This window comes from Pseudomonas sp. RIT-PI-q, assembly GCF_001297125.1.
In the GTDB taxonomy this organism is placed as follows: Bacteria; Pseudomonadota; Gammaproteobacteria; order Pseudomonadales; family Pseudomonadaceae; genus Aquipseudomonas.
On sequence record NZ_LHPC01000038.1, the window covers coordinates 119,036 to 144,384 of the forward strand.

At 59.9% G+C, this 25,349-nt stretch carries 23 protein-coding genes; 11 read left to right on the plus strand and 12 right to left on the minus strand.

The window, feature by feature from the left end; translation table 11 throughout:
- Window positions 1-112 precede the first annotated feature (112 nt).
- Window positions 113-1,615, minus strand: coding sequence for an aldehyde dehydrogenase family protein (locus AEQ67_RS19855; RefSeq protein ID WP_059405528.1), 1,503 nt, complete (start codon window positions 1,613-1,615; stop codon window positions 113-115).
- Window positions 1,616-1,780: 165 nt separating this feature from the next.
- Between AEQ67_RS19855 and AEQ67_RS19860 the strand changes: the two genes are divergently transcribed.
- The 5 genes from AEQ67_RS19860 to AEQ67_RS19880 all read left to right on the plus strand — a co-directional run bounded on the left by AEQ67_RS19860 (window position 1,781) and on the right by AEQ67_RS19880 (window position 5,206).
- On the plus strand, window positions 1,781-2,623 hold the full coding sequence (locus AEQ67_RS19860; protein WP_059405529.1) for an N-acetylmuramidase domain-containing protein: 843 nt from the start codon (window positions 1,781-1,783) through the stop codon (window positions 2,621-2,623).
- A 401-nt stretch (window positions 2,624-3,024) separates the two neighbouring features.
- Window positions 3,025-3,228, plus strand: a complete 204-nt coding sequence (locus AEQ67_RS19865) for an HvfA family oxazolone/thioamide-modified RiPP metallophore (RefSeq protein WP_059405530.1) — start codon at window positions 3,025-3,027, stop codon at window positions 3,226-3,228.
- A 57-nt stretch (window positions 3,229-3,285) separates the two neighbouring features.
- Window positions 3,286-3,801, plus strand: a complete 516-nt coding sequence (locus AEQ67_RS19870; protein ID WP_059405531.1) for an HvfX family Cu-binding RiPP maturation protein — start codon at window positions 3,286-3,288, stop codon at window positions 3,799-3,801.
- Between the two features lie 45 nt (window positions 3,802-3,846).
- The gene (locus AEQ67_RS19875; protein WP_059405532.1) at window positions 3,847-4,470 is read left to right on the plus strand and encodes a glutathione S-transferase family protein; all 624 of its coding nucleotides are present in this window, start codon (window positions 3,847-3,849) and stop codon (window positions 4,468-4,470) included.
- 37 nt (window positions 4,471-4,507) lie between these two features.
- Window positions 4,508-5,206 (plus strand): dienelactone hydrolase family protein, encoded by a 699-nt coding sequence (locus AEQ67_RS19880; protein ID WP_059405533.1) that lies wholly within the window; start codon window positions 4,508-4,510, stop codon window positions 5,204-5,206.
- A gap of 151 nt (window positions 5,207-5,357) precedes the next feature.
- On the opposite strand, the gene AEQ67_RS19885 is transcribed toward AEQ67_RS19880, so the two are convergent.
- Complete coding sequence (locus tag AEQ67_RS19885) at window positions 5,358-6,332, minus strand: nitrilase-related carbon-nitrogen hydrolase (protein ID WP_059405534.1); 975 nt, start codon at window positions 6,330-6,332, stop codon at window positions 5,358-5,360.
- Between the two features lie 234 nt (window positions 6,333-6,566).
- Window positions 6,567-7,499: a GlxA family transcriptional regulator gene (locus AEQ67_RS19890; RefSeq protein ID WP_059405535.1), complete on the minus strand. Its 933-nt coding sequence runs from the start codon at window positions 7,497-7,499 to the stop codon at window positions 6,567-6,569.
- Window positions 7,500-7,623: 124 nt separating this feature from the next.
- Here AEQ67_RS19890 and AEQ67_RS19895 point away from each other — a divergent pair, with 124 nt between their 5' ends.
- On the plus strand, window positions 7,624-11,115 hold the full coding sequence (locus AEQ67_RS19895; protein WP_059405536.1) for a hypothetical protein: 3,492 nt from the start codon (window positions 7,624-7,626) through the stop codon (window positions 11,113-11,115).
- A 257-nt stretch (window positions 11,116-11,372) separates the two neighbouring features.
- Here AEQ67_RS19895 and AEQ67_RS19900 read toward each other — a convergent pair whose 3' ends face one another.
- The 5 genes from AEQ67_RS19900 to AEQ67_RS19920 form a co-directional block, all read right to left on the minus strand.
- The gene (locus tag AEQ67_RS19900) at window positions 11,373-12,956 is read right to left on the minus strand and encodes an ArnT family glycosyltransferase (protein ID WP_082377920.1); all 1,584 of its coding nucleotides are present in this window, start codon (window positions 12,954-12,956) and stop codon (window positions 11,373-11,375) included.
- 3 nt (window positions 12,957-12,959) lie between these two features.
- Complete coding sequence (locus AEQ67_RS19905) at window positions 12,960-13,238, minus strand: lipid-A-disaccharide synthase N-terminal domain-containing protein (RefSeq protein ID WP_059405537.1); 279 nt, start codon at window positions 13,236-13,238, stop codon at window positions 12,960-12,962.
- Window positions 13,235-13,975 carry a glycosyltransferase family 2 protein gene (locus AEQ67_RS19910; protein ID WP_059405538.1) on the minus strand — a complete coding sequence of 247 codons (741 nt, stop codon included), beginning with the start codon at window positions 13,973-13,975 and terminating at the stop codon, window positions 13,235-13,237. Before AEQ67_RS19910 ends, AEQ67_RS19905 begins: the two co-directional genes overlap by 4 nt.
- Window positions 13,976-14,091: 116 nt before the next feature.
- Window positions 14,092-15,069 carry an NAD-dependent epimerase gene (locus AEQ67_RS19915; RefSeq protein WP_059405539.1) on the minus strand — a complete coding sequence of 326 codons (978 nt, stop codon included), beginning with the start codon at window positions 15,067-15,069 and terminating at the stop codon, window positions 14,092-14,094.
- Window positions 15,070-15,256: 187 nt separating this feature from the next.
- Window positions 15,257-15,877 carry a cell wall hydrolase gene (locus tag AEQ67_RS19920; protein WP_059405540.1) on the minus strand — a complete coding sequence of 207 codons (621 nt, stop codon included), beginning with the start codon at window positions 15,875-15,877 and terminating at the stop codon, window positions 15,257-15,259.
- A 142-nt stretch (window positions 15,878-16,019) separates the two neighbouring features.
- On the opposite strand from AEQ67_RS19920, the gene AEQ67_RS19925 reads away from it, so the two are divergent.
- Window positions 16,020-16,871, plus strand: a complete 852-nt coding sequence (locus AEQ67_RS19925; RefSeq protein ID WP_059405541.1) for a CAP domain-containing protein — start codon at window positions 16,020-16,022, stop codon at window positions 16,869-16,871.
- Between the two features lie 361 nt (window positions 16,872-17,232).
- Here the strand turns inward: AEQ67_RS19925 and AEQ67_RS19930 are convergent, their stop codons facing one another.
- Complete coding sequence (locus AEQ67_RS19930) at window positions 17,233-18,021, minus strand: DeoR/GlpR family DNA-binding transcription regulator (RefSeq protein ID WP_059405542.1); 789 nt, start codon at window positions 18,019-18,021, stop codon at window positions 17,233-17,235.
- 379 nt (window positions 18,022-18,400) lie between these two features.
- Between AEQ67_RS19930 and AEQ67_RS19935 the strand changes: the two genes are divergently transcribed.
- Window positions 18,401-19,285 (plus strand): serine hydrolase domain-containing protein, encoded by an 885-nt coding sequence (locus AEQ67_RS19935; protein WP_059405543.1) that lies wholly within the window; start codon window positions 18,401-18,403, stop codon window positions 19,283-19,285.
- Between the two features lie 138 nt (window positions 19,286-19,423).
- Window positions 19,424-21,607: an ornithine decarboxylase SpeF gene (speF, locus tag AEQ67_RS19940; protein ID WP_059405544.1), complete on the plus strand. Its 2,184-nt coding sequence runs from the start codon at window positions 19,424-19,426 to the stop codon at window positions 21,605-21,607.
- A gap of 40 nt (window positions 21,608-21,647) precedes the next feature.
- On the opposite strand, the gene AEQ67_RS19945 is transcribed toward speF, so the two are convergent.
- Window positions 21,648-22,316 carry a hypothetical protein gene (locus tag AEQ67_RS19945; protein ID WP_059405545.1) on the minus strand — a complete coding sequence of 223 codons (669 nt, stop codon included), beginning with the start codon at window positions 22,314-22,316 and terminating at the stop codon, window positions 21,648-21,650.
- Between the two features lie 455 nt (window positions 22,317-22,771).
- Here AEQ67_RS19945 and AEQ67_RS19950 point away from each other — a divergent pair, with 455 nt between their 5' ends.
- Both AEQ67_RS19950 and AEQ67_RS19955 read left to right on the plus strand, forming a co-directional pair.
- Window positions 22,772-23,020: a hypothetical protein gene (locus AEQ67_RS19950; protein WP_059405546.1), complete on the plus strand. Its 249-nt coding sequence runs from the start codon at window positions 22,772-22,774 to the stop codon at window positions 23,018-23,020.
- A 310-nt stretch (window positions 23,021-23,330) separates the two neighbouring features.
- Window positions 23,331-24,071 carry a hypothetical protein gene (locus AEQ67_RS19955; protein WP_059405547.1) on the plus strand — a complete coding sequence of 247 codons (741 nt, stop codon included), beginning with the start codon at window positions 23,331-23,333 and terminating at the stop codon, window positions 24,069-24,071.
- A gap of 40 nt (window positions 24,072-24,111) precedes the next feature.
- Here AEQ67_RS19955 and AEQ67_RS19960 read toward each other — a convergent pair whose 3' ends face one another.
- Both AEQ67_RS19960 and AEQ67_RS19965 read right to left on the minus strand, forming a co-directional pair.
- A complete protein-coding gene (locus AEQ67_RS19960; protein WP_059405548.1) occupies window positions 24,112-24,912 on the minus strand; it encodes a hypothetical protein in 801 nt (266 codons plus the stop codon).
- Between the two features lie 193 nt (window positions 24,913-25,105).
- Window positions 25,106-25,306 (minus strand): YbdD/YjiX family protein, encoded by a 201-nt coding sequence (locus AEQ67_RS19965; RefSeq protein WP_059405549.1) that lies wholly within the window; start codon window positions 25,304-25,306, stop codon window positions 25,106-25,108.
- Window positions 25,307-25,349: the final 43 nt, after the last annotated feature.

Genomic DNA, 25,349 nt, shown 5'->3' on the forward strand with positions numbered 1-25,349 from the left:
GTGCTCGCCACGCAAACACAGACCCACATTAATTATAGTTCGCAGGTTGCGTGCAGTCGGATTGTTGTCCCCGTGACTGTCCGCCAGGGTGCGGACAGTCAATTCGGCCGGCTCAGCGTTTGACCGACAAGTCGATCTGGGTCATGCGACTGCGAATGGTGAACACGCCATCACCCGAGAGAATCGCGCTGCGCGCAAACAGTCGACCGCTTTCCCAGTTCGAAAGCCCCAGTTCCGGCTTGTTCAGCGCGTACTGGCCGTCGACCCAACGGGTAATCCCGTTGCCGACAAAAGGTGCGTTGACTGCGTTGTAGAAACGATCCTGAGCCTCGGCTGCTTCACTGATCAACGACACGGTGAACTGCGGGCTGTAGCGATTGAACAAGGCGATGGACTGGTCCAGGTCATCGACGATCTTCAGGCTGACTTCCGGGGTTTCCTCCCATTCCCACTCGCGGCCCAACTGATCCTCGGGCAGCGCTTCGGCCAAGGGTTCGGTCTGATAGCCTTCGGCGCGGTACACCTCGACGCTGGCGGTCTGCCAATCCGCCGGCAACCACTGCTCGCTGCCTTCGACGATGTGCAACTTGCAGCCCTGGCCCCGTGCGGTGCCGGCCTGTTGCAACGCGTCGAGAAACAGCGGCACCAGTTCGCTGGCGCGGTCACGGTGGATGAGGCAGACGTTCAGGGTGTTGCAGACTTTGCGATCCAGCGAATTGCGCACCACGGCGGCGAAGCGCTGGGCGTCGGCGTCCTGGTTCGCGATCAACCAGGCGCCACCGGTGCCGTGCAGGCTGACGGCGGTGCCGGCCTGTTGCGCGATGCTGCCCAGTTGACTGACGGCACGCCCCGAACCACGGGCCACGGCCAGCGACAGGCGTCGGTCGGCGAACATCGCCCAACCGGCGGAGTGGTTGACGCTTTCCACCAGCGACACCGCACCGGCTGGCAACCCGGCATCGCTCAGTGCCGGATTCAGCGCATGGGTGACGATGGCTTGCGCCGTGCCCAAGGCATCGCTGCCAATGCGCAGCACGGCGGTGTTACCGGTGCGCAACACCCCGGCGGCGTCGGCAAAGACATTCGGCCGGCCTTCGAAGACGAAAGCGACGATGCCCAATGGCGAGACCACTTGCTCGACTTTCCAGCCGTCATGCTCGACGCAACTGACCACTTTGCCACGGGTGGCCGACGCGTCACGCCAGGCCCGCAGGCCGGCGATCATGTCGCCACGCATGCGCTCATCGGCCAGCAGGCGCGTGGTGGAGCGCCCGCGCGCCTTGGCTCGTTCGATGTCGGCCAGGTTGGCGGCCGCGATCAAGGCCCAGCACTCCGGCGTTTCCAGACGTTGGGCAAACAGATCGAAGAACGCGCTGATCGCCTGATCCGAAACCGCGGACATGGCCGTGAATGCCGCTTCGGCACGCTCGATTGCGATGGCTGCCGCTTGCTGATCCGCCACTGGAATCAACAACAACTCGCCGCTGACCTGTTCCACCAGCAGGTGGTCGCCGGGCTGAAAGCGTGCCGCCAGTTCGGGGCTGACCACAGAGACACGATTACCAGCGAAAGGGATCGGCGTACCAGCGACTAGACGTTCGAGCGCAAGAGACATGAAGCGATTTCACCATGCAGTGGGCGGGCGGAAAATGTATAGGAAATTCCACGGAGCGTCATTAACCGCGCGCCTGACCGGTGATCGAAAATCCGCCGGCCCAGCGCCCGGCCCTCCTACGCTAAAGGGGTAAACCAGCGTTTCCCGTTTTCCAAGGAGACCGTCATGAGCGATGAATTCACAAGCCATGGAGCGGCCCTTGACGACGAAGGTTTGGCGAATGCCCTGGACCTCGCCAAAGTCAGTGCCGCGCAACTCTGGGCTGTTCTGGCAGTAGAAACCTCCGGCAATGGATATTTTTCCGATCGCCGTCCGAAAATCCTCTTTGAGCGTCACGTCTTCAGCCGTCTGACCCACCAGACGTTTGATGCACAGCACCCGGATATCAGCAGCAAAACCCCTGGCAACTACGGCGAATCGGGCGCGCACCAATACGACCGTCTGACCCAGGCCATTCGCCTGAACAGGAACGCAGCCTTGCAAAGTACCTCGTGGGGATTGGGGCAGACGATGGGGTTCAACTTCGCTCAAACCCATTCGGCGGACGTCGAGTCGATGGTCAAGCGAATGGTCGCGTCCGAGAACGAACAACTGCTGTGCACCATTGGCACATTGATCGAAGGCGGCGCGGTAGACGCGTTACGCGCCAAGGACTGGGCCAATTTCGCCCGCCGCTATAACGGCCCCAATTACGCCATCAACAACTATGACTTACGGCTCAGCGCCGCCTACCAAAAGTTCTCGTATGGCGGCACCCCGGACCTGCGGATTCGCATGGCCCAAACCTACTTGACGTACCTGGGCTTTCATCCGGGCACCATCGACGGCATCGTCGGCAAGCAGACCCGGGACGCGATGAACCTGTTCCAGGCAAAAGAAGGCATGGGGCTCACCACGGTGCTGGACGACGAAACGCTGGAGCACTTGCGCAACCGGATCGACGCGTTGCCGTTGCAACCGCCCCGCCACACCGCGCCCGTGTGGGAGCTGCTGCGATCGGCCCTGTAGGAGCTGTCGAGCTTGCGAGGCTGCGATCGGCCCTGTAGGAGCTGTCGAGCTTTGCGAGGCTGCGATCGGCTGCGAAGCAGCCGTAAACCCTGAACACGCGGTTTTCCTGACACACCGCATTGCCTGATTTCACGACTGCTTCGCAGTCGATCGCAGCCTCGCAAGCTCGACAGCTCCTACAGGGCCGATCGCAGCCTCGCAGGCTCGACAGCTCCTACAGGGGCTCGGTTTTGCCGAGGTGCTTACGTATCACAATGTGTACAGCCCCCCTCTCGACACACCCCGGCCATAAAACCCCGCGTCAACGACACATCGCAGATACACCTGCTTGATGAAATGTGCCTGTCGATTGGCCAAGCCGATCAAAGCGCTCAACTCACTCAACGCTACGGAGTATCACCATGTTCAAGCTCTCGACTTCTTCGCTGACCCTCGGCCTGATCATCGCCGGTGGCCTGGCCCTGTCCAACGTCGCGTCGGCATCCGAGTCCGAAGCGTTCAGCATGAAGCAACTCGCCCACGGCTACAGCCAGGTCCAGGCCGATACCGCCGAGAAACCGGCTGAAGGCAAATGTGGCGAAGGCAAGTGCGGCGCCGGCGAGTAATCCATTGCGCGGGGCACGTCGTTGCCCCGCACCCCTGACTGAACGGAGATCAACCCCATGAACAGCTCAATTTCTTCGGCCGTCAAAGGCCTGCACCTGAACCTCGACCGTGCCGGTGACTGGATCGCGCCGCTGACCCTGCGGTTGTTCCTCGCCTGGGAGTTCTTTGAGTCAGGGCTGGAAAAATGGAATGGCGAAAACTGGTTCGCCGACATCCAGGACCGCTTCCCGTTTCCGTTCGACCACGTCTCGGCCACGCTGAACTGGGAACTGTCGATGTGGGCCGAACTGATCTGCGCCCTCGCCATCCTGATCGGTCTGGGCACGCGGGTTTCGGCCTTTATTCTGATCGTGGTGACCATCGTCGCGACCGCTGCCGTTCACTGGCCGGCCGATTGGTCTACATTGAGTGAGCTTGCCCAGGGTTACTCCATCAGCAACAAGGGCTTTGGCAACTTCAAACTGCCGCTGATCTACCTCGCGGCCTTTGTGCCACTGTTGCTCTCGGGTGCCGGCAAGCTCAGTTTCGATGCGCTGCTGGCTCGATTCTTCTGGCGTCGCCACAACCGCTGATACGCCAGGGTCTCGATAAAGTCCCTCAATGTTGGAGCAATGGTCATGAGCCTCACTCTCTACGGTTTTGATGGCAGTACGTATGTGCGCACGGTGAAGATGCTGCTGGCGGAAAAAGACGCCGACTTCGATCAGGTGCAGGTCAACGTCATCAAAGGTGAGCCGCACCTGCCAGAGCATTTGGTGCGTCACCCTTTCGGCAAGGTGCCCGTCGTCGACCACGACGGTTTCCGGATCATCGAAACCGCTGCGATCGTGGCCTACCTGGACGAAGTCCTGCCAGGCCCGTCGATCACACCGGATAACGCCCATGACCGTGCGCGTACCCACATGGCCCAGGGCATTTACGATTCCTACGGCTACGGCAACCTGGTGCAGGTGTTTGGCTACCACCTGTTTCCTGATTTCCTGGGCGGGAAGAATGAAGATTCACGCCGCAAAGGGATCGAGAACTCGAAACGGGTACTGCGCGAGCTGATGAAAATAAAAGGCAGCGATCCGTTTATTGCCGGTCAGGAACCCAGCATCGGCGACTTTTACCTGTCACCGGGTTGTGCCTATATAGCGATGACCCCGGATGCACCGCAGATATTTGCAGTAGACGGTTTCAGCGAATGGTGGAAACGTATGCAGGCACTGCCAAGCTTCCAGGCCACACAGCCACAGTAAGCTTTACCCCACCTCAATTGCGTAGACAGGAGCCACCATGAGCGTGACCACCCAATGGATCGAGATCGACAGCGACGAAGGTAAATTCGGCGCTTACCTGGCGATTCCGCATACCCGCAAAGGTCCGGGGATCGTGCTGATCCAGGAGATTTTCGGTGTGAATGAACACATCCGCTCGGTCGCCGAGCAGTACGCGGCTGATGGTTACCTGGTGATCGCACCGGACTTGTTCTGGCGCAACGGCCACCGTATCGAACTGACCTACGACGAAGCCGGCTGGAAACGCGCCGTCGAATTGATGAACGCCACAGACATCGTCAAGGCACAAGCCGACATCGAACTGGCCATCGATGCCTTGAAAGATCAGCCGGAACTGGACGGCGGCATCGCCTCGCTGGGTTACTGCTTCGGTGGTTTGCTTTCTTACCTCACCGCCACTAATGGGCTGGTGGACGTCGCCGTCGCCTACTACGGCGGCGGAATCCAGAATCACCTGGACCGCGCCGATGAAATCGAAGTGCCGCTGCTGATGCACTTCGGCGAACAGGACAGCCACATTTCACTGGAAGCCGTGGAGAAAATCGCCGAGCGTTTCGAGAACAACGACAACGTGGAAATTGTCGTGTATCCGGAAGCCGAACATGGCTTCAACTGCTCGCACCGCGACAGCTACAACCAGCGCGCCGCGGCTGAGGCGCATGGCAATACGTTGATCTTTTTGGGTCAGGAGCTGTAAGGCCTGATGAACAAAAGAGGACTTCCACCGCTTGGGTGGAAGTCCTCTTTTTTTGCGCCTGTGATGGCCCCATCGCGGGCAAGCCACGCTCCCACAGGGGAATGCAATCCAATGTGGGAGCGTGGCTTGCCCGCGATGGGGACGACGCGGTTTAAAGGCTGACTTCTTCCACTGAGTCGATCACTGCCAACTTCGGATGAGCGCTGCGTTCATGCACATGAGCCTGCGGTGTGCGGTCGATCAGCAGGCTCAGCAGTTCCGGACGGCTGTAGTGGCCACGGGAATCCATCATGCGTTTGCGTCTGTCGATCAGGCTCATGTCGAGGTCGACGATCACCTCGCCTTCGCCTTCAGTCAGCGAGCCGAGTATCACGCCATCCGGGCTGATGATCGCGGTGAAACACCCCCCTGAAATCGGGCCGATGGGGCAACCGGTATCAGCCATGATCTGCGCCTGTTGCTCAGGGTTCAGCCAGGCGGTGGAGTTGACCACGAAGCACGCCGACTCCAACGCATGCTGGCGGATGTTGACTTCCATTTGCGAAGTGAACAACGGTCCGGCAAACGACCCTGGGTACATCGACGCGTGAATTTGCTCGCCGTCGGCCATCAAGGCGTAACGGGCCAGCGGGTTGTAATGTTCCCAGCACGCCAACTGGCCGATGCGCCCTACCGCGCTGTCGGTGGCGCGAAGGCCAGAGCCGTCCCCCATGCCCCAAATCATACGTTCGTGATAGGTCGGGGAAATCTTGCGGCGATGCTGGATCAGTGTGCCGTCGGCGTCGAACAGCAACTGCGCGTTGTACAACGTGCCGCCGTCACGTTCGTTGACGCCGATGGACACGACCATGCCAGCCTGGTTGGCGGCGGCACCGATGGCATCAGTGGCGGCCGACGGAACGGTCACGGACTGGTCCAGCAGTTTGAGGTGTTCGGCACCCATTTCGAACGGCGACTGCACGAACGAGAAATACGGGTAGTACGGCACGATGGTTTCCGGGAACACGGCGAACTGCACACCTTGGTCACCGAGCTCGAGAATCTTCTGGACAACTTTATCGACAGTGCCTTCACGGCTGTAGAGCACGGGTGCGATCTGGACGGCGGCGGCTTTGACGATGGTCATGGCGGTGATCTCATTGAGGAAGTGGGCTTCAACGAGATCTAAATTACGCCAATAATATTTAGACTTAAATGTCGTATACACCACCTTTTAGGACACCGCCACATAACCCTGTAGGAGCTGGCTTGCCAGCGAAGGTCGTTAACGATGACGCGCTTCAACAGGATAATCGTGGCGCATTCAAATGCTTCGCTGGCAAGCCAGCTCCTACGCAGGGGGCCGTGGGCGGGATCGGGTTCAGGCTCGGTTGGCGCGTTGTATGACTTGCGGTGGCTGGCCGAAGGCACGGATAAACGCCCGGCGCATGCGCTCCCGATCGCCGAAACCGGTGTCGGCTGCCACCACATCGATGGAGTGCCGACCGGTTTCCATCATCAGGCGGGCGGACTCCACCCGCAGGTTTTCGATGGCTTTGGCCGGTGATTGGCCGGTTTCGGCGTGGAACACACGGCTGAACTGGCGCGGGCTCAAATTGGCCGCGCTGGCCAGTTCCTCGACTGACAGCGCCGACTTCAAATTGTGCTTGGCGTAGGTCAGCGCAGCCTGGATGCGATCGGTCTTGGGCTCAAGTTCAAGCATCACCGAAAACTGCGACTGCCCACCCGCGCGCCGGTGGTACACCACCAATTGCCGGGCCACGCGCCGCGCCACTTCGGCGCCGAGGTCGTTCTCAACCAGGGCCAGCGCCAAATCGACGCAAGCGCTCATGCCCGCCGCGGTCCAGATGTTGCCGTCGTTGATGAAGATCCGGTCTTCCTCCACTTTCACTTTCGGGTACGCCCGCTGCAACGCCGGGGCATGACACCAGTGTGTGGTCGCCCGTCGGCCGTCGAGCAAGCCGGCCTCGGCCAGCACGATAGCGCCGGTGCAGATCGAACCCAGGCGCCGGGTGGTCTGGCTGGCGTTGCGCAAAAACTCCACCATGCCCGGTGTTGTCGGGCGGATCAGGTTATCGCCCATCACCAGCAGCGTATCGAACGGGCGCTGGTCGAACGCGCTGGTTTCCACGCCGAATCCGGCGGACGTCTGCACTGTCCCGCCGTGCTCGGACAGCAAGGTAATGCTGTACACCGGTTCGTCGGCGGCGGTGTTGCTCAACTCGAACGTGGCGCACATGGCCAGGCCGAGCACCTGAAATCCGGGGTAAACAATCAGTCCGATCTTGTGCATGACAGCCGCCTCTCTTGTCCTGAAACGTGGCATGACTGGTTTTAGGCCATTGAATTGCACTGTACGCGCAAATCGGGTCTATACATAACTGTAATCAGTTGGCCGAAAACAAGAGGCACAGGCCATGGACAACCACGGTTCGGGCACTAACCTGGCGTTTTGGCTGCCAGGCAGTGCGGTGATCCTCAGTCTGGTGGTCTCGATGTTCGCCCTCAACCGCGAGCCGTTCCTTGAACCGCGGCCCATCGGCGCGCAGTTTCAGGCGCAACTGCCCATCGAAGCACGGCTCTGGCAAGACCCTTTCGACGCCGTCGAGCGTTATCGCAAAAAGCTCACCGACAGCAAGAACCCGGATGCGGACAATGTGTGCAGTGCCGATATAGCGCCCCTGCCAGGCGAAAATTCAGCGCCCGATGTCATGGTAGCGCTGGTCGAAGGTGGCCCTTACGCCGACGAAGTCGAACGACGCCGCCGCATCCGTTATGCCTTGCTGGCGGGGTTCAAGAATTCCCATCGCGTGCCGGATCAGGAACAGTACATCCACTGCTTGAGACTCGCCGCTGACCTGTCGGTCGATGCACCGCAGAAAACCGCGTTCGTCGACGCACCCTATGAAATCTTCGTCTCCAATCCCTTCGATCCGCCGACGGCACTGGATGGTGCCTCACCGCCGCCCGACCGAACGATAGTGTTCTGGTTGAAACAGGACGCGCTCGGTTCAACCCCGTTGCAGCAACTGGAAAAACTACGCGCAACCCTGAACAACAAAATCGCCCGGGCCTGCACGCCAACGCCGTGTTCCGAACCGCCCGCCGATGCCGTTCTGAAAGTCATCGGCCCTTCGACCTCAACCGTACTGCGCGACATGTTCCAGGATCAGGACATCGGCAAAGCCACCGCGGATGTCGAGATTTACTCGCCGCTGGCCACGGCGGATAACGAAACCCTGGATCGCGGCTACAAGAAACTTTCACCGCCGCTGGCAAGCAGACCACCGATGAAGTTGCTGCGCACCGTCAGCGACGACGGCACCATGACGCAGCTGATGCTTGAGGAGCTGAAGCTGCGTCGTGTCGATCCCGCTGCTGGCGTGCGGTGCAGCGAAGGCAAGCTGCGACGCATCGGCTCACCATGCACCCGTGACCTGCGACGCAGCGGCAATCGCATTGCGTTGATTTCCGAGTGGGACAGCTTCTACAGCCGCGCGCTGATCGAAAGCTTCAAGTCGCAGGTCGCCAACGACGCCCACCTCGGTAACGATGACAAAAACCAGCGGGCGGTGGTCGATCAGTGGATTTTGCGTTTCAGCTATCTACGCGGTCTGGACGGTCGCCTGCCCGAGGAATCGGCCAGCAATGACAAAAGCGCCCCTGCCGATCCCGGCAAAAACAGTAAAGACTCCACACAGATTGATCTCAGTCCATTGGAGAAATCCGATGGCAATTCCCAGCTCGATTACCTGCGACGCCTCGCCGATCACATTGCCAACGAGGACGCGGCCTATCGACGCAATGGCGAAAGCGGCATCGGCGCGATCGGTGTGCTGGGCGTCGATGCCTACGACAAGCTGCTGGTGTTGCAGGCGCTGAAGAGCCGGTTGCCGTACAAACTGTACTTTTCCACCGACCTCGACGCACGCATGTTGCAGCGCGGCCAGGCGCAAACCACGCGCAACCTGATACTCGCCGCGCCCTATGGCCTGACGCTGACCCGTGCCCTGCAACAGGACGTGCCGCCGTTTCGCGACAGCCTGCAAAGTGCTGTGTTCATCTCGGTGCTGGCCGCCCTGGCGCCACAATCCTTCGATGCCAAACGGGCGAAGTTCGACTATTCAAAATCCGAGCTGCTGTCACCGGGGATCTACGAGGTGGGCATCAGCGGCTTCATTCCTCTGGCGAGTCGGCTGACTGCCTCACGCCCGTCCAACTGCGAAGCCCCGACCCAATCGCAGTCCGACCGTGGCGTGCGTCCGCACGACCTCATGGCGCTGCGCTGCCTCCAGGATCCATCGCCACCGCCCTACCCTGAACCCTCCTCGTCGATCCGCGAGCGCTTCAAGCAGGCCCAATCGTTTTTCTGGGCCGGGCCGCTGACACTCACGCTGTTGATACTCGCCGGGTTCATCGTCTGGTGGCAGATCGAGGGCCCGCGAGATGATCACGATGCACGACTGGCCTGGGTCCGAGGCGTGCCGATCACGTTGTACATGGTGGCGGCGGCCTGCGCCTTCATCGCCACGCGGTTCTGGCACGCGGAGTTTCTCTGGTTCACGTTCGTGCTGATCCTGCTGGGCATCGTCACATCGAACCTGACCCGGCGCTCTGCGAGAAAACTGGCGATGGCCCAGGATGTGACTGGCAGCGCCAGCACCGGCTTGTACGACTCCCGGGCGTGGTACATCGTGGTTCCGCTGGTGATGTTTATTCTCGCCTTGATGTTGGCGTACCAGATGCGCAGCACGTTGACGGACAACGGCCTGGGCGAGCCGATGTTCCTGTTCGAAGGCATCAGCGCCTGGCCGACCATGGCCCTGCGACTGCTGGCGGTGCTGATATCGCTCTCGGCATTGGCATGGGGCTGGCGCAACCTGCGCGTCAACCGGGCCGAGATCGAGACCACGTATCACCTGACCCTGCACATGCGCAAATACGAGATGACCTTATGGGGTCAGCTCCGGCGTTTGATTCGTCGCGGCAAGGGCTGGAAGTTTCGGCGCTGGTGCAACGAACTCGGGCATTGCCTGGTGCTGATTTTTTTCCCGCTGATGAGCACCCGCGAAGAGTGGTCGAAGTCCTGCACACCGGCCAAGGCCACCTGCGCGGACGGGCGCAAGCTGATCTCCATTGCGCGCTTCTGGGGTGAGCATTGCGTGTGCGGTTCCTTCGGTGCGCGGATGCTGCGGGCCATGCTTGCCACCTGGGTTTTCGTCGTCGTCACCAGCGTGCTGTTTGTCGTCTGGCCAATGGAAGGCATGCCCGTTCGCGGCGAATCAATGTGGTGGATGATGGGCTGGCTGCTGCCCACGCTGATTTTCCAGGTGCTGGTGTTCTGGGTCGTGGACGCCAATCTGCTGCTGACGCGCTTCATCCGTCACCTCAGCGAACACCATGCGATCTGGCCCGGCAGCTTGCAGGCGGAGCACAAGAAAACCTTCGGCATGCTCAGGCATCCGTGCATCGATGAGTGGGTGGATTTGCAACTGATCGCCAAGCGCACCTCGGCGGTCAACCGGCTGATCTACGCGCCGACGGTGGTGATGTTGATCCTGCTGGCGTCGCGCAGCAGCCTGTTCGATAACTGGCCGACCCCGCCGGGCCTGATCATTTCGTACTTGCTGACGGCGCTGGTACTGCTGGTCTCGGCATTGTCGCTGCGGCGCGGAGCGGAAAAGGCCCGCTCGCTCGCGTTGCAACGACTGGACGCCTTCCTGCTGCAAACACCCGAAACATCGCCCTGCTACGAGAAATTCAAGATGATCCGCGAGCGCGTCGCGACGCTCAATACCGGCTCGTTCTCACGCTACTCCGAGGACCCGTTGATCCGGGCGCTGCTGCTGTCGCTGACCGGCATCGGCGGCTCGGCGATTGTCGATGCGCTGAACTTTGCAAAGTTTTAGCCAACCGCGAGGCTGCATCTATCTCTGTAGCAGCTGTCGAGCTTAGGAGGTTGCATCTATCCCTGTAGCAGCTGTCGAGCCTGCGAGGCTGCGTTCGGCTGCGAAGCAGTCGTAAATCCTGAGTACGCGGTGTGTCTGACACACCGCATCGACTGGTTTCACGACTGCTGCGCAGCCGAACGCAGCCTCGCAAGCTCGACAGCTGCTACAGAGCCGAGCGCAGCCTCGCAAGCTCGACAGCTGCTACAAGGATCGTGTTATGGCTTATCTGGTGTATCGGCGCGTACGACATCCAGCGGCCGGTTTTCGCCAAAAACCGTGTAACCCACAATCTGCGGCCAGTTGAATCGATAGACCGTGGATGACGGCTCGGGGGGGCATTTGCCGTTATCCGCATCGACACCCACAATCGACCACTGCGCACCAGAGGTTTTACCCAGTTCACGGGCAGCCTCGGGGTTGAAACAGCGACCCAGCACCTCATCCGGCACCAACGCGTAGGCTTGCGGATGTTCGCGCAGCCATTGCGCAGCCCTCTCCACCGTGGAATCGAGCATGCCGAAATGCACGATCGGCTGGCGGGCGAACAACCAGTGCCCCTCGCTCCAGTTGACCAATACCAGCTCCGCGCCGTGGCTCAGGGTATTCGCCTGCGTCATGATCACCTGATCCGGATTGACCCCGTCCTTGACCGGCTCGATGAAACCACGGGCGAACCACAGCACAAACCAGGTCACGACCAGCGCCGGGAATGCGCGTCGAAACCGTGGGCGCTGGCGGAACCAGCGCTGCAGCAGCCACGGGATCAGCGGCGCGGCCACCAGCACCAATCCGGGCAGCGCCGGGTAGATGTACAACTTGCGTTTGCCGCTGCTGATACAGAAAAACAGCACCACCAGCGCAACCCAACCGAGCAGCACCAGCACCCGGCCGTCGCGTTTGCTCAACTGTCTGCGCCAGGCCGGCACCAGCCACGGCAACACCAAAACCAAAGGCAGCCAATACTGCGGAATGACGTTGACGAAGAAGTACCAGAACGGTTCGCGGTGATGCCACGCGGCGGCGTAGCGCCCGGCAGTCTGGCGCAGAAGGATTTCCCGCGCATAGGCCACTTCGTCAGCGGCGTCATTGAACGCAATGGACACCGCCAACGGCAGCAGCCAGATCGCAATCGCCCCGAGCATCACCACAAAACCCAGCAACCATTTGCGCGCATCGCCCGGCATGGCCACCACACCCGGCCAATCCTTGCGCACCGCGTAGGCATACGGGATCAACATCAGCGCTGGAAGGAAGCCGACGCCTTTAGTGATCACGCCGATGCCCATGGCCGCACAGCCCACGTAAAACCAGCGCCACGCCGGCCCCAGCAACAGGTGACGCGCCAACCCGTACAGGCCCAGCGACGTGAACAGAATCAAAAAGCTGTCGATCTGCCCGGTGCGCAGGATGCTGTAGGTCTGGTAAGTCGCCAGGTACAGCAGCGCGGCCGTGCGAGCGACGCGCTGATTCCACAGCCGACGGCCGAGGTCGTAGACCATCGCCGTCACCGTCACCGCCGAAAACAGCCCCGGAATGTACAGGGCGATGTTGGGCTTGCCGGTAAGCCAGACGAAGAACGCCACCGTCCACATGAAAATCGGCGGTTTGTCGCCGTAAATTTCCCCGGCGCGATGTGGAATCAACCACGAACCGTTATTCAGCATTTCCAGCGCAACGCCGAGGAACCGTTCCTCATCGACGTTCTGCGCCGAACGCAGCCCCAGGCCGGCACCGATCAACAGCAAGGCAAGCAGCATCAGGCCCAGGCATTCGACCCTGGGCGATAGGGTTCGGCGCATGACTTATTCCTTGATGTTTTTGCTTTTGGCGATCAATTGCAGGTTGCGCAGATACACGATGGAACCAAAGGCCTGACCGGCAATGAACACCGGGTCTTGGCGGTAAATCGCGTAGGCGAACAGCAAGGTGCTGCCGACAATGCTCAAGTACCAGAAGCTCACCGGGATCACGCTGCGTTTCTTGTATTCGCTGTACAGCCACTGCAAGACGAATCGCCCGGCACACGCAATCTGCCCGGCAAAGCCGATCACCAGCCACAGGACTTCGCGTGAAAGGGTCATGCGTCCACCTCCTGGGCGTTGGTGTTCAGGCGTGTGCGTTTGATCAGCCACCAGACGCCGATCAAGTCGAGAATGCCCACCAGCGCGCGGTCGAGGTTGCCGTACTTGGACACGCCGGCCGTGCGCGGTCGGTGGTTGACCGGGTGGACGATCATTCGCCCATTGTGGCGCTGGATCAGCGCCGGAATGAAGCGGTGCATATGGTCGAAATACGGCAGGCGCCAAAACGCCACGCGCTCGATCAGCTTCAATCCGCAACCGGTGTCCGGGGTGGCGTCCCTGAGCAGGCGGCGGCGCCGGCCGTTGGCGAAACGCGAGGCCCAGCGTTTGCTTGCGGTATCGCGGCGGTTGGTGCGGTGGCCGGCGACCAATTGCACGTCGCCCCTGCCCCGCTCGCCACGCACCAGCGCCAACATGCCGGGGATGTCCGCCGGGTCGTTTTGCCCGTCGCCATCGAGCGTTGCCAGCCATTGCCCGCGAGCCTCGCGCGCCGCATGGTAGAGCGAGGTGCTTTGCCCCAGCGAACGTTCATGACGCAGGATGCGCAAGGTGTCCAGGCCGCTGCTTTTGATCTGCCGCAACTCGTGCAACGTGGCGTCGGTACTGCCATCGTCGACCACGATAATTTCATAAGACTCGTCGGCCAGCGCCACACGTATCTCCTCAAGCAAGGGCTTAAGGTTGTTCGCTTCATTCTTCGCTGGAATCAGTACCGATACAAAAATGTCTTGGCTCATGGAGTCCCTCATTTTTCCTAAATAACGCAATCCCTGTAGGAGCTGGCCCGCCCGCGAAGGCGCCCCTGAGGACCCCTTCGCGGGAAAGCCAGCGCCTACAGACGGCAGTACCCCATTCAAATCCGATAAAACTGCCGATACCACTTCACGAATTCCGTCACACCGGTTTCAACCGTCACCTGCGGACGGAAGCCGACCCACTCCGCCAGTGCCGATACATCGGCCCAGGTCTTGACCACATCGCCGGCCTGTAGCGGCATGAAATTGCGCAGCGCCTGTCTGTCCAGCGCCGACTCCAGGCACTCGACGAAATCCAGCAACGCCACCGGCATGCCGCGACCGATGTTGAACAGTCGGTTGGCGCCTGCGTCAGCATCACCCGGCACCGGCGGCCGCGAACGCAGGCGGGCGATGCTTTCGACGATGTCGTCGATGTAGGTGAAGTCGCGCGACATCTGGCCCTGGTTATAGAGGTCGATCGGCAGGCCGTTGAGGATCGCGTCGGTGAATTTAAACAGCGCCATGTCCGGTCGGCCCCAAGGACCGTAGACGGTAAAAAAGCGCAGGCCGCTGGCCTTCAGGCCATACAAATGGCAATAGCTGTCCGCCAGCAGTTCATTGGCGCGCTTGCTGGCGGCGTACAGTGAAATGGGGTGATCGACCGGGTCTTCGACACTGAACGGCATTTTGCTGTTGGTGCCGTACACCGAACTGCTCGAGGCATAGATCAGATGGTCAGGGCGATGGTGCCGGCAGGCTTCCAGCACATTGAGGAAACCCACGAGATTTGATTGAGCGTAAACATCCGGGTTGTCCAGCGAGTAACGCACGCCGGCCTGCGCCGCCAGATGCACCACCTCGGTAAACCGGTGTTCGTCGAACAACGCCAGCAACGCCGGTTTATCGACGATGTCCATTTTACGGAAACGAAAACCCGGCAAGGACTCCAGCTCTTTAAGCCGCGCCTGCTTGAGCGCCACGTCGTAGTAGTCGTTGAGGTTGTCGATCCCGACCACTTCATGACCGTCCAGGCACAAGCGCCGGGCGGTATGAAAGCCGATGAAACCGGCGGCGCCGGTGACGAGAATGGTCATGAGGCGTTCGCCCGGACCACGCCTGCCTGCCAACTGTTCCTGGTCAACACCCTCGTCAGCTTCATCTGAAGTTCCTGCTTATGGCTTCACTTACGCACGGTTGCGTCGTGAAACTTATAAAACAGAAATATTTCAGTTTCGGTAACGTTGAGGTATGTCTTGAAAAAACAGTCGAAAATCGACGCTGCTACTTGGCGTCCCCACCACGCGGCTTATAAAACCGGAACAAGCCGATATCCACGGTTTTGATGTATTCCTTAGCCCACACCGGCTTCACGGTGCGGTCATGAAAATACAGCGCGCCATTAGTGTGATCCGGCAGTTGCTTGTTCAACGCCTTGCGTGCGATTTCCTTGGCGATTGAATAAGGGCCCTCTTCCTGAACCGAATCGGACTTGCCGTCACACCACCACGAGAACTGGCAGCTCTTGGTCTCGGAGCCTTGCTTGACCACACCGCACACCGTATCCGGAAAACCCTCGTGGCCGAGTCGGTTCATGACGACGTTGGCGACGGCTTCCATGTCGGCGGAATCCTTGCCTTTGGCTTCCCAATAAATGGAGCGGGCCAGGCAGGTGATGGCGTCGTCCAGCGGTGCGACGCCGGCGGGGTCCACGGCCTGGACTTCGGACTGGGTAATGGCTTGGGCTTTCGTCGCCGGTGCGGGGCTGGGGGTCTCTGCGGCTTTTTGCTCAAGCACCTCGGCCTTGTCTTCGGCGACTTTTTGTTTTTGCTCTTGATCCGCAGCGAATGCGGGGCCGGCAAGCAGAGTGATCGCGAGGCAGGTGGCTAACCAGTCGAGGCGCATGGCGGGAATGACTCAGTGGGCAGTATCGTTTCAGTGTAGTAGTGAAATGATTGCACACCTCTCCTAACATTCTGGAAAATCCGTTGCCTTTGATGGGGTAACTTCGCGCATCATGGGCGCAATCTGCTCAAGGGGGATTTCCATGCGCTTCACATCATCCGCTATGCGTCTTGCCGGGTTGTCGGTGGGACTGCTGTTCGCTGCCAACGCCGTGGCGGGCGACGAGTCACAGCTGATCGAGTCGATCAACGTCTACCGCAGCCAGTTGCAACGCTGCGCCGGCCAGGTCTCATCGGAGCTGCCGCCGCTGTCAGCCGATCCACGACTGGCGCTGTCTGCCACCAGCATCGGCAATTTGCAGCAGGCGATGGCGACCGCGGGTTATCCCATGAAGAACGTGCAGGCGATCAGCCTGTCCGGGCCGCGTGATGCGGCCGCGGCGATGAAAGCGATCCAGGAGACTTTTTGCCAGATCGTGCTCGACCCGCAATTCGTCGATGTCGGCGTCAGCCGCCAGGCCCGCGAATGGCGCATCGTGGTGGCTCGTCCGCTGTTGAGCGCGCGCCTGGGTGATTGGCAGGCGGAAGGCCAGAAACTGCTGGCCGAGCTCAATGTCGCCCGCACCCGGCCCCAACAGTGCGGCGCACAATCCTTCGCTGCCACCACGCCGCTGACCTGGAACGCCATCCTGGGAACAGCCGCCGAAACGCATTCCCGGGACATGGCCAATAACAACTTCTTCGATCACAAAGACCGCGATGGCCGCACACCGGGCGACCGGGCGGAACTGGCGGGCTATGACGCTCAACAAATCGGCGAAAACATCGCCGCCGGGCAAGACACCGGGCGCAAGGTGGGCGATGGCTGGCTGGCCAGCCCCGGCCACGGCGCGAATCTGATGAACCCACAGTTCCGTGATGCAGGGGCGGCCTATGCGGTCGATCCGAAAAGTGATGCGGGGATTTACTGGACGGTGATGTTTGGTGCGCAGTAAGCAAGCCGTAGCCGGCAATCATCATTTTCTTTGATCTTTTAAATCATGAAGCCGAATTTTTTATTTGCCTGCGACCTGTTCAATATGGCACCACTTTTAACAGATCGGACGTTGGCCTCATGAATCTCAACTTTGCGTTTGCCTGCATGATCGTGGTGTCGTTTGCGATTGCGTTGGTTCATGGCTGATTGGAATCTGTGGTAAAACCACAACAAATTGCCAGCCGCCCCACCGCCATCGCGGGCAAGCCCGCTCCCACAATTTGATCTTCAACGACTCGAAACCCGTGGCCACCCAAGATCCCTGTGGGAGCGGGCTTGCCCGCGAAGAGGCCGGCACATCCAACACAATGCCAAAAGACTCAAGCGTCCGCCTGCACCACTTCAATCCCAAGCTTGCGGTAATCCTCGATATTCCCCGTCGCCACATGACGCTCAGTGATCAGCGTATGCAGACGTGAACACGGCGCCACCACGAACGGCTCCACCGCCCCCAGTTTGTCCGCCGTGGTGACAGCGATCACCTGCGAGGCACTGTCGAACAGCGCCTGTTTCACGGGCACCTCATCGTAATGCAGCGAGCTGATGCCAACCTCCGGATGAATCGCGCACACCCCGGTGAACAGCAGATCGGCCTTGATCCCCTGCAACAAACGCACGGTCTCGTGGCCACTGACCGACATCGTCGCCAGGTTGAGTTGCCCGCCCGCCAGAATCACCTTGATGCCTTTGTACTCGGCCAAAGTAATCGCCGTCATCGGCGAGGTGGTGATCGCGGTGATGCAAATGTCCAAGGGCAACGAACGCGCGATCTGCAGCGTGGTGGTGCCGGAATCGAACATCACGATTTGCCCATCCTCCACCCGAGCGGCCGCAAGCTGCGCCAGATGGGTTTTCACCTCATCGGTTTCGCTGACCCGGGTGAAGTAATCTTTCCCCGTGTCCTTGGGACGCGGCAACGCCCCGCCGTGCACCCGTTGCACCAGGCCAGCGGCGGCAAGCTCCGAAAGATCCCGGCGAATGGTGTCTTCCGACACCGCGAAATGCTGGCTCAACTCGGAGGCCATGACCTTGCCGTCGCGTTCGAGGATGAGCAGAATTTTCTGACGACGGAGCTGGGGCAGCTCCGCTGCTGAATGCTGATCTTGCATGCTTATGCCTGTTTTTGCGTGTTTATGCGAGATTAGCCAAACCACCGCGTAAACACAATCAGGTCGATGGCTAATGCCGACCCGTAACTCAATCCGTAGCAGCTGTCGAGCTTGCGAGGCTGCGATCGGCTGCGCAGCAGTCGTAAAACCAGTCAACGCGGTGTGCCAGATGTATCCGGAACTCAGGGTTTACGACTGCTGCGCAGCCGATCGCAGCCTCGCAAGCTCGACAGCTCCTACAGGGTCGGCGTTGTTGGTGAGATTGCGTCGGGTAGGTGTTGCTGGTGAGATCGCGTCGGGATGCGTTGTTGGTGAGAGTGCGTGGGGCTTGATTGTTTTCTGGCACACTCCCCGGTGCCCCAAGCCAGAGCAGTTACCCATGGTTTTTTCCCTTGTACGCAACGGTTCACCGCTCACGCCTGCACAACCCGAGACAACAGTTCCCTGGTGGAGCTATACCAAAACGCTGCTCTCGGCGGCGGCCCTGACACTGGTGCGTGATGGCTTGATCAGCTTGGACGACGTGGTGCCAGAAGGCCCCTTCACACTGCGCCAACTCCTGCGGCATGAGGCCGGGCTGGCGGATTATGGCGAGCTCGCCGACTACCACGCTGCCGTGGCCCGCGATGACACCCCGTGGCTGGCCGATGACATGCTGCAGCGTCTTGACGCCACCAGGTTGCGCTATACACCGGGAGACGGTTGGCGTTATTCGAACGTCGGCTACCTGTATGTCGCCAGACTGATTGAACGCACGACAGGCCTGCCGCTTGAAGAGGCACTGACCCAACGGGCGTTTTCACCCCTCGGCTTATCGCGCACACGCCTGGCCACGACGCGCACCGATCTGGCGGGTGTAAACATGGGCGCAGCGTCCACCTACGATCCCGGCTGGGTCTATCACGGTTTGTTGGTCGGTCCGCTGGATGAAGCCGCCCTGGGCCTGGACCGCCTGCTGGCCGGACACCTCTTTGCTGAATCGTTGCTGCGAGAGATGCAAACGGTTCACGCCTTGGGTGGACCGATTCCCGGACGCCCGTGGCTTTCACCAGGTTACGGTCTGGGCCTGATGCAGGGCGAAGTGGAAGGTGGCTTGACCTTGAGCGGACATACCGGCGGCGGACCGGGCAGCGTCGTCGCGGTCTATCGCTGCGTTAACGGCAACGACACGGCCAGTTGCGCGGTGTTTCAGGAAGGCGCCAACGAAGGCGCCGTCGAAACCGAGGCGGTGCAGCGCCTGTTGGCAATCCTCGGCAAGGGCTAAACAAATCGAAAACTGTTCCAAGTCATGATCTATAACCAGTGTTGGCATTATTCTGGATCGGGGTGCCATTAAGGCGCCCCTGGAAATTGATCTCTTTAAAAACAGCAGACAAGTGAATGTCGCTAGGAGATTCCCCGCATGAAAGCGTTGAAAATAGCTGCCAGTGATTCCGTGTTTGATTGTTTCCACACTTCACGGGAAGTGGTCCCGCTCAATCAAACCGACTACACCGACGTCGCGGTCGCGGTGTTCTCGGTGGAGGATGTGTTATCGGGTGCACTGGAAGACATCCAGCGGACCGGTTTTGATATTCCGATTTTCCTGGTCACCGCTCCCGGCACCGGCACACGCGCCCGGGACGTCTACCAGCACCTTGAAGATGTGCTGCTGCAGGTCAACGGCATTTTTGATCCTTCGCGCAACAACGCCGAATACCATGGTCACCAACTGGAAACGGCAGCGAAGGCTTACGAAGAGAGCCTGTTGCCGCCCTTCTTCGACTCGCTCAAACACTACACCGAATCGGCCAACGCGACCTTCGCCTGCCCTGGCCACCAGGGCGGCCAGTTTTTTCGCAAACACCCGGCTGGCCGGCAGTTCTACGATTTCTTCGGCGAGACGCTGTTTCGCGCCGACATGTGCAACGCCGACGTCAAGCTCGGCGACTTGCTGATCCACGAAGGCCCGGCGCTTCTGGCGCAAAAACATGCGGCGAAGGTGTTTAACGCCGACAAGACTTACTTCGTCCTCAATGGCACATCAGCCTCCAACAAAGTCGTGACCAACGCCCTGCTCACCCCTGGCGACCTGGTGCTGTTCGATCGCAACAACCACAAATCCGTTCACCAAGGGGCGTTGATCCAGGCTGGCGCCACGCCGGTGTACCTGGAAACCGCGCGCAATCCCTATGGCTTCATCGGCGGGATTGACGCCCATTGCTTCGAAGAATCCTACCTGCGCGAACTCATCAGCGAAGTCGCGCCGGACAGGGCCAACCTGCCACGGCCGTTTCGCCTGGCGATCATTCAACTGGGGACTTACGACGGCACCGTCTACAACGCCCGACAAGTCGTCGATCGCATCGGCAAACTGTGCGACTACATCCTGTTCGACTCGGCGTGGGTGGGCTATGAACAGTTCATCCCGATGATGAAGGATTGCTCGCCGCTGCTGCTGGATCTGCATGAAAACGATCCCGGCATCTTTGTCACCCAATCGGTGCACAAACAGCAGGCAGGATTTTCCCAGGCGTCGCAGATTCACAAGAAAGACCGCCACATCAAGGGCCAGGCCCGTTATTGCAACCATGCGCGGCTGAACAATGCGTTCATGGCCCAGGCGTCTACCAGCCCGTTTTACCCGCTGTTCGCCTCACTGGACGTGAACGCGCGCATCCACTCAGGGCGCAGCGGCTTGCGCCTGTGGGAAGACTGCGTGAAGTTCGGCATCGATGCGCGCAAGTTGATCCTGGAAGCGTGCACCATGGTCCGCCCGTTCGTACCCGACACCATCGAAGGGCGCGCGTGGGAAGACTATCCCACTGAAGAAATCGCCAATGACATCCGGTTTTTCGAGTTTCATCCGAAAGATCGTTGGCATGCTTTCTCCGGTTATGGAGACAAGCAGTACTTCATCGACCCGTGCAAGTTGCTGTTTACCACCCCGGGCATCGACCCTGTAGATGGCAGTTACACCGACTTCGGGATTCACGCCGGCATCCTGGCCAACTTCCTGCGGGAGAACGGCATCGTTCCGGAAAAGTGTGACTTGAACTCGATTCTGTTCCTGCTCACGCCGGCCGAAGACTGGGCGAAGATGACCCATCTGGCCGCGCAGATTGCGCGCTTTGAACGCTTCGTCAACGATAACGCACCGATGAGCCGGGTGTTGCCGGCGATCTATGCGCGGTACGAAGAGCGCTATCGCAACTACACGATCCGCCAGCTCTGCCAAGAAATGCACGACCTTTACCGCAACCACAACGTCCAGCAATTGCAGAAGGCAATGTTCCGCAAGGAACACTTCCCGAAAAAGGCGATGAACCCTCAGGCGGCCCAATTCGAATTCATTCGCGGCAACGTTGAGTTGGTGGCATTGGCAGAGGCGGACGGTCGTATCGCCGCCGAAGGTGCCCTTCCGTATCCACCTGGCGTGCTCTGCGTAGTGCCCGGAGAAATTTGGGGCGGTGCGGTGCTCAAGTATTTCCTGGCACTGGAGGACGGTATCAACTCACTGCCCGGCTTCACCCCGGAACTTCAGGGCGTGTACTTGAAAGAAGAAGGGGGTCGCATTCGGGCCTATGGCTATGTGATCAAGGATTGACCCCAGCCTGTGAGGCCACCCGATGAACGATCGGGTGGCGTCAATTGTTGGCGACTTGCGCCACATTGCCCGACGTCACCAGTGCTTTCAGCGACGCATCGAACTGCTTCAGCGCGTTGATTTGCAGCGCGGTTTGCTGGTCGATTTGCGCGGCGATCTGCGGGGCGGCCTTGTCATGCACCCACACCGAAGGCATCTGTTGTTCACGTGAGCCTTCGGCCTTGCCGATGTATTGCAGGTTAGAGTCGTAAAACTTGGCCAGGAAGCGCGCTTCGACCTGGTTGTTGCGCTTCGACACCAGACGGCTGTAAGTGTCCAGCATCACCACCACGTCGGGATGGGCTTGCACCACCGCGTCGAGGTTGTCGTAAACGGTCACCGAGGCGAATTCTTTCTGCAGCGAAGCCATCAGCCAATTGATCGCCCGTTTCGGGTCGGAACTGGTGACGAACGCATTGCTGATCCGCGAATCCAGCGCAGGATTCTTCGCGCCATTCAACGCAACAGCGTGGTATTGCTCAAGGTATTGCAGGGTTTCGACAGTATTCTCGCTGTAGAGCACACCCACCGATTGAGCGTGTTGCAAGCTGGCGGTGCTATCGCCTACCGGGAGAAAGTGGCAGGACTGATCGGCCGCATAGGCAGGCACGGTGGCGGCAACACTGCCGGTCAACACGGCGACAAAAGCCAGCAAGGTAGACATTCTCATCGCACAGGTTCCTTCAATGGCGAGTTCGACATAACGCTATCCTCCTCCCTTGGCGGAAAAACAGAACTTGCGTTTATTGATGGTCGTCATCGATCAAACGAATGATTGGCTGACGCGGTAGGGTGCCCGAGATTTATGTGTCACCACCCATCCCTGTGGGAGCGGGCTTGCCCGCGATGACGGTGTATCAGTCAACATAGATTTTGAATGTGAAAGCCTCATCGCGGGCAAGCCCGCTCCGACAGGGTCATCAGTGCTTCGTCATCGGATGGCTGATACGTCCGGGTTACGCGACCCGTTTTCAGCTGTATCCGCGTTGTTACCTTACAAGCCGTGTTGTCACTTCTGCGCCACTCGGCCGGCCAATAGAGTATGGCTTCGGTGTGATGACACGGACGTGAACGCGTATCGACCCTGTCGCCCACCGATCCCCCCATCACGGAAGAGGTGACACCATGAGTTTCGTAACCGTTGAAAAAAACGATAAGAGTGCCCCGTCGGAAACCGATATGAAAAAAGCCATGACCGACGTTGGCGGCACACCGGGCACGGTGACGGGCAACAACGAGAGCCGAAAGCTGACCTACACCGGCACGGTCAATCACACCCACTATGAGAACAAGCTGATCGAGATTGCCAAAGGCAAACGCAACAGCTGGAACTTCGTCTGGGCTGACGTGAAGGCAAGCACTGCGGCGCACTGAGGCCACGGTGGGGCGGTCGAACGGCCGCCCTGCTGTTTCTCCCCTTGATACGCCAGCGATACGCCGCTTGTTACCTGCCTGATCCGTACCGGGTCCGTGCCCCTTTCGAATGTAACGCCAAGACACTTCGCCGCCCCGCATGGTGTCCCTACAGTGAAGCCGTCAATGTGCTTACAGGGTTGTGACACATCATCGGCACCGCCCGCCTCCCCCGACGGAGGCATGGGAGACCTGTCACGGGTGCCGCTTGTGCAATTCGATGCCCGCTGCCCATTGATTGCCCAACACACCACCAAGGAATAGGGAAACCATGAGCAAATCAATTGCTTTAAGCGAACACGGCCAACAACTTCAAAATGACGTGCAAGAGGCCGTCAAATCTATCCTGGGCGCCACCAGAGCCTTGACTCACGCCGACTACGGCAAGGTGTTGAGATCAACCCTGGCAGCTACACAAAAAGTGGTCACGATCGAGATCGCCGCCGGCGACCTGACGCTACTCAAAAAATCCGGTTACAAGCTGTGCTTTGCCAAGAAGGTGGGTACGGAAGATTACAACGTGGTCTGGCAGTCCTATGACGCGTACTTGAGCAACAACGAATTCAGCTGGACGCCCCAGTACCAGCTGTTCGCCTCCAACGTGTTCAAGGACAACGTCACCGTCAAAGCGTCGACCAACACCGTCAATATTGGCCTGGGACAAACCTCGATACTCGACTCCAGCGGCCTGATGGGCGCTGCGGTGACGGGAGGTCCCGACGTCTCCTTCACGTTGGTGAATAACTACGCGCCCATTCACCCAGGGGTCAACCAGTTGTCCACCGGCATCGATGGCAACCAGGTCAGCACGCCCATCTACGTGGCGGTCAACCAGGTGGTCACCGGCAATACCGTTTTGACTCCGGTCGAGACCATTCTCGTGTGGTTCGAACAGAACGTGCAGACCAGCACCATGTTCAGCACCTCGCGCTCCAAGTCCATCGAAATCGACCTGACCTTCGCTAATGACGCCGCCCGCCTCTACGAAGGCGGTGAATGGAAAACCGTGTAACCGTCGCATGGGGGGCAACCTTGCGGTTGCCCCCTTCCTTTCAGGAGGCATCTGCCCGGGCGAAATAGCCGGTCAATGAGCGACAGATGGATTCCGCCAGATCTTCCTGGGTAGCGATGCCGTACGGTCGATTGCGATCGAACTGCTCTGACCAGCGAATCCGCCCTTGAGCGATATCAATCAGGCGCACCGAGGCGCGGCCACGGCTCGGTTCCACCCGCACGCTGCCCTCCAGGGAATAGCTGCCGCGCCCCACCCGCACCGGGTCCGGTGTTTTTGCGCTGCTTCGCGGCACCTTCATCAATACGTGGTTCGCCTGGGTTTGCGTCTGCTCGAACGACTCAAACAGCCGGCAACTCAACTCTTCGCACAAGCCCCGGGTAAAGTCATCGCCATCGGCAGTGATGCAAGTAAACGGCTGGATCTGCAAAACAGGATGGCGCATGCCAAGCCCTTTGGGCCGCAGCCGCTGGTACGCCAGGCGATAACAACCGGCCGGGATGCTCAGGCGCACAGGATCGTGCTGGCCGACGGTCGCGTAATGGCTGGCGAGCTTGCGCCGCAACCGGCCCATCTGCACCCGCACCACCGGATCGTCGCCCGTGCAGTACACCGCCGGGTCACGGCGAAACACCGCGATGCCGATGGCATGCTCGGTCAGCGGAAGGTTCGACACTTGCAGGTCATGCTCGACCAGAAACCGCAGCAGGCTGCCCATCCGCCTGGACTTGGCGAACAACGGACTGGCCAGCAGCAGCGCCAGAACCCGCTCCATTTCTTCACGATCGAGTGGCTCGGGAACAGCCTCGGCACTCGAATTGCCCACGTGCTTGATCACCATTGCCTGCCTCCGTGCAGGTTGCCGACAGTCCCTCGCCACCTCACTGGAAGTGGGCGCTGGAACTGAAGGGGTACTCCGTCGTCACGCTATCAACGACCGGCCATTAACGGGCCCGGACGCAGCCAAATCGAAGCTTAGCAGCCGTCAGGAAATGGGGAGAATATTGTGCTGACTGGTGCGCGGGGCCAGACGTTCAGCAGCAACGTGTGGTGCATTGCTTGCCGCCGTAGCGGGCTTCCTGACGTTCACGAATAAACGCCGATTGGCTCATCACCGGTTGGTCCGGGTGTTTGAGTGCCATTTGGGCGACATAGTTATCGTAATCGGGGACACCGACCATCAAACGCGCGCCCTGACTGAGGAATTTGGCGGCCTGTTGCAGTTTGCGATACATGGCAACGCTCTCTTTGTGGGTGGGGACAGGCCCATGAAAGCGC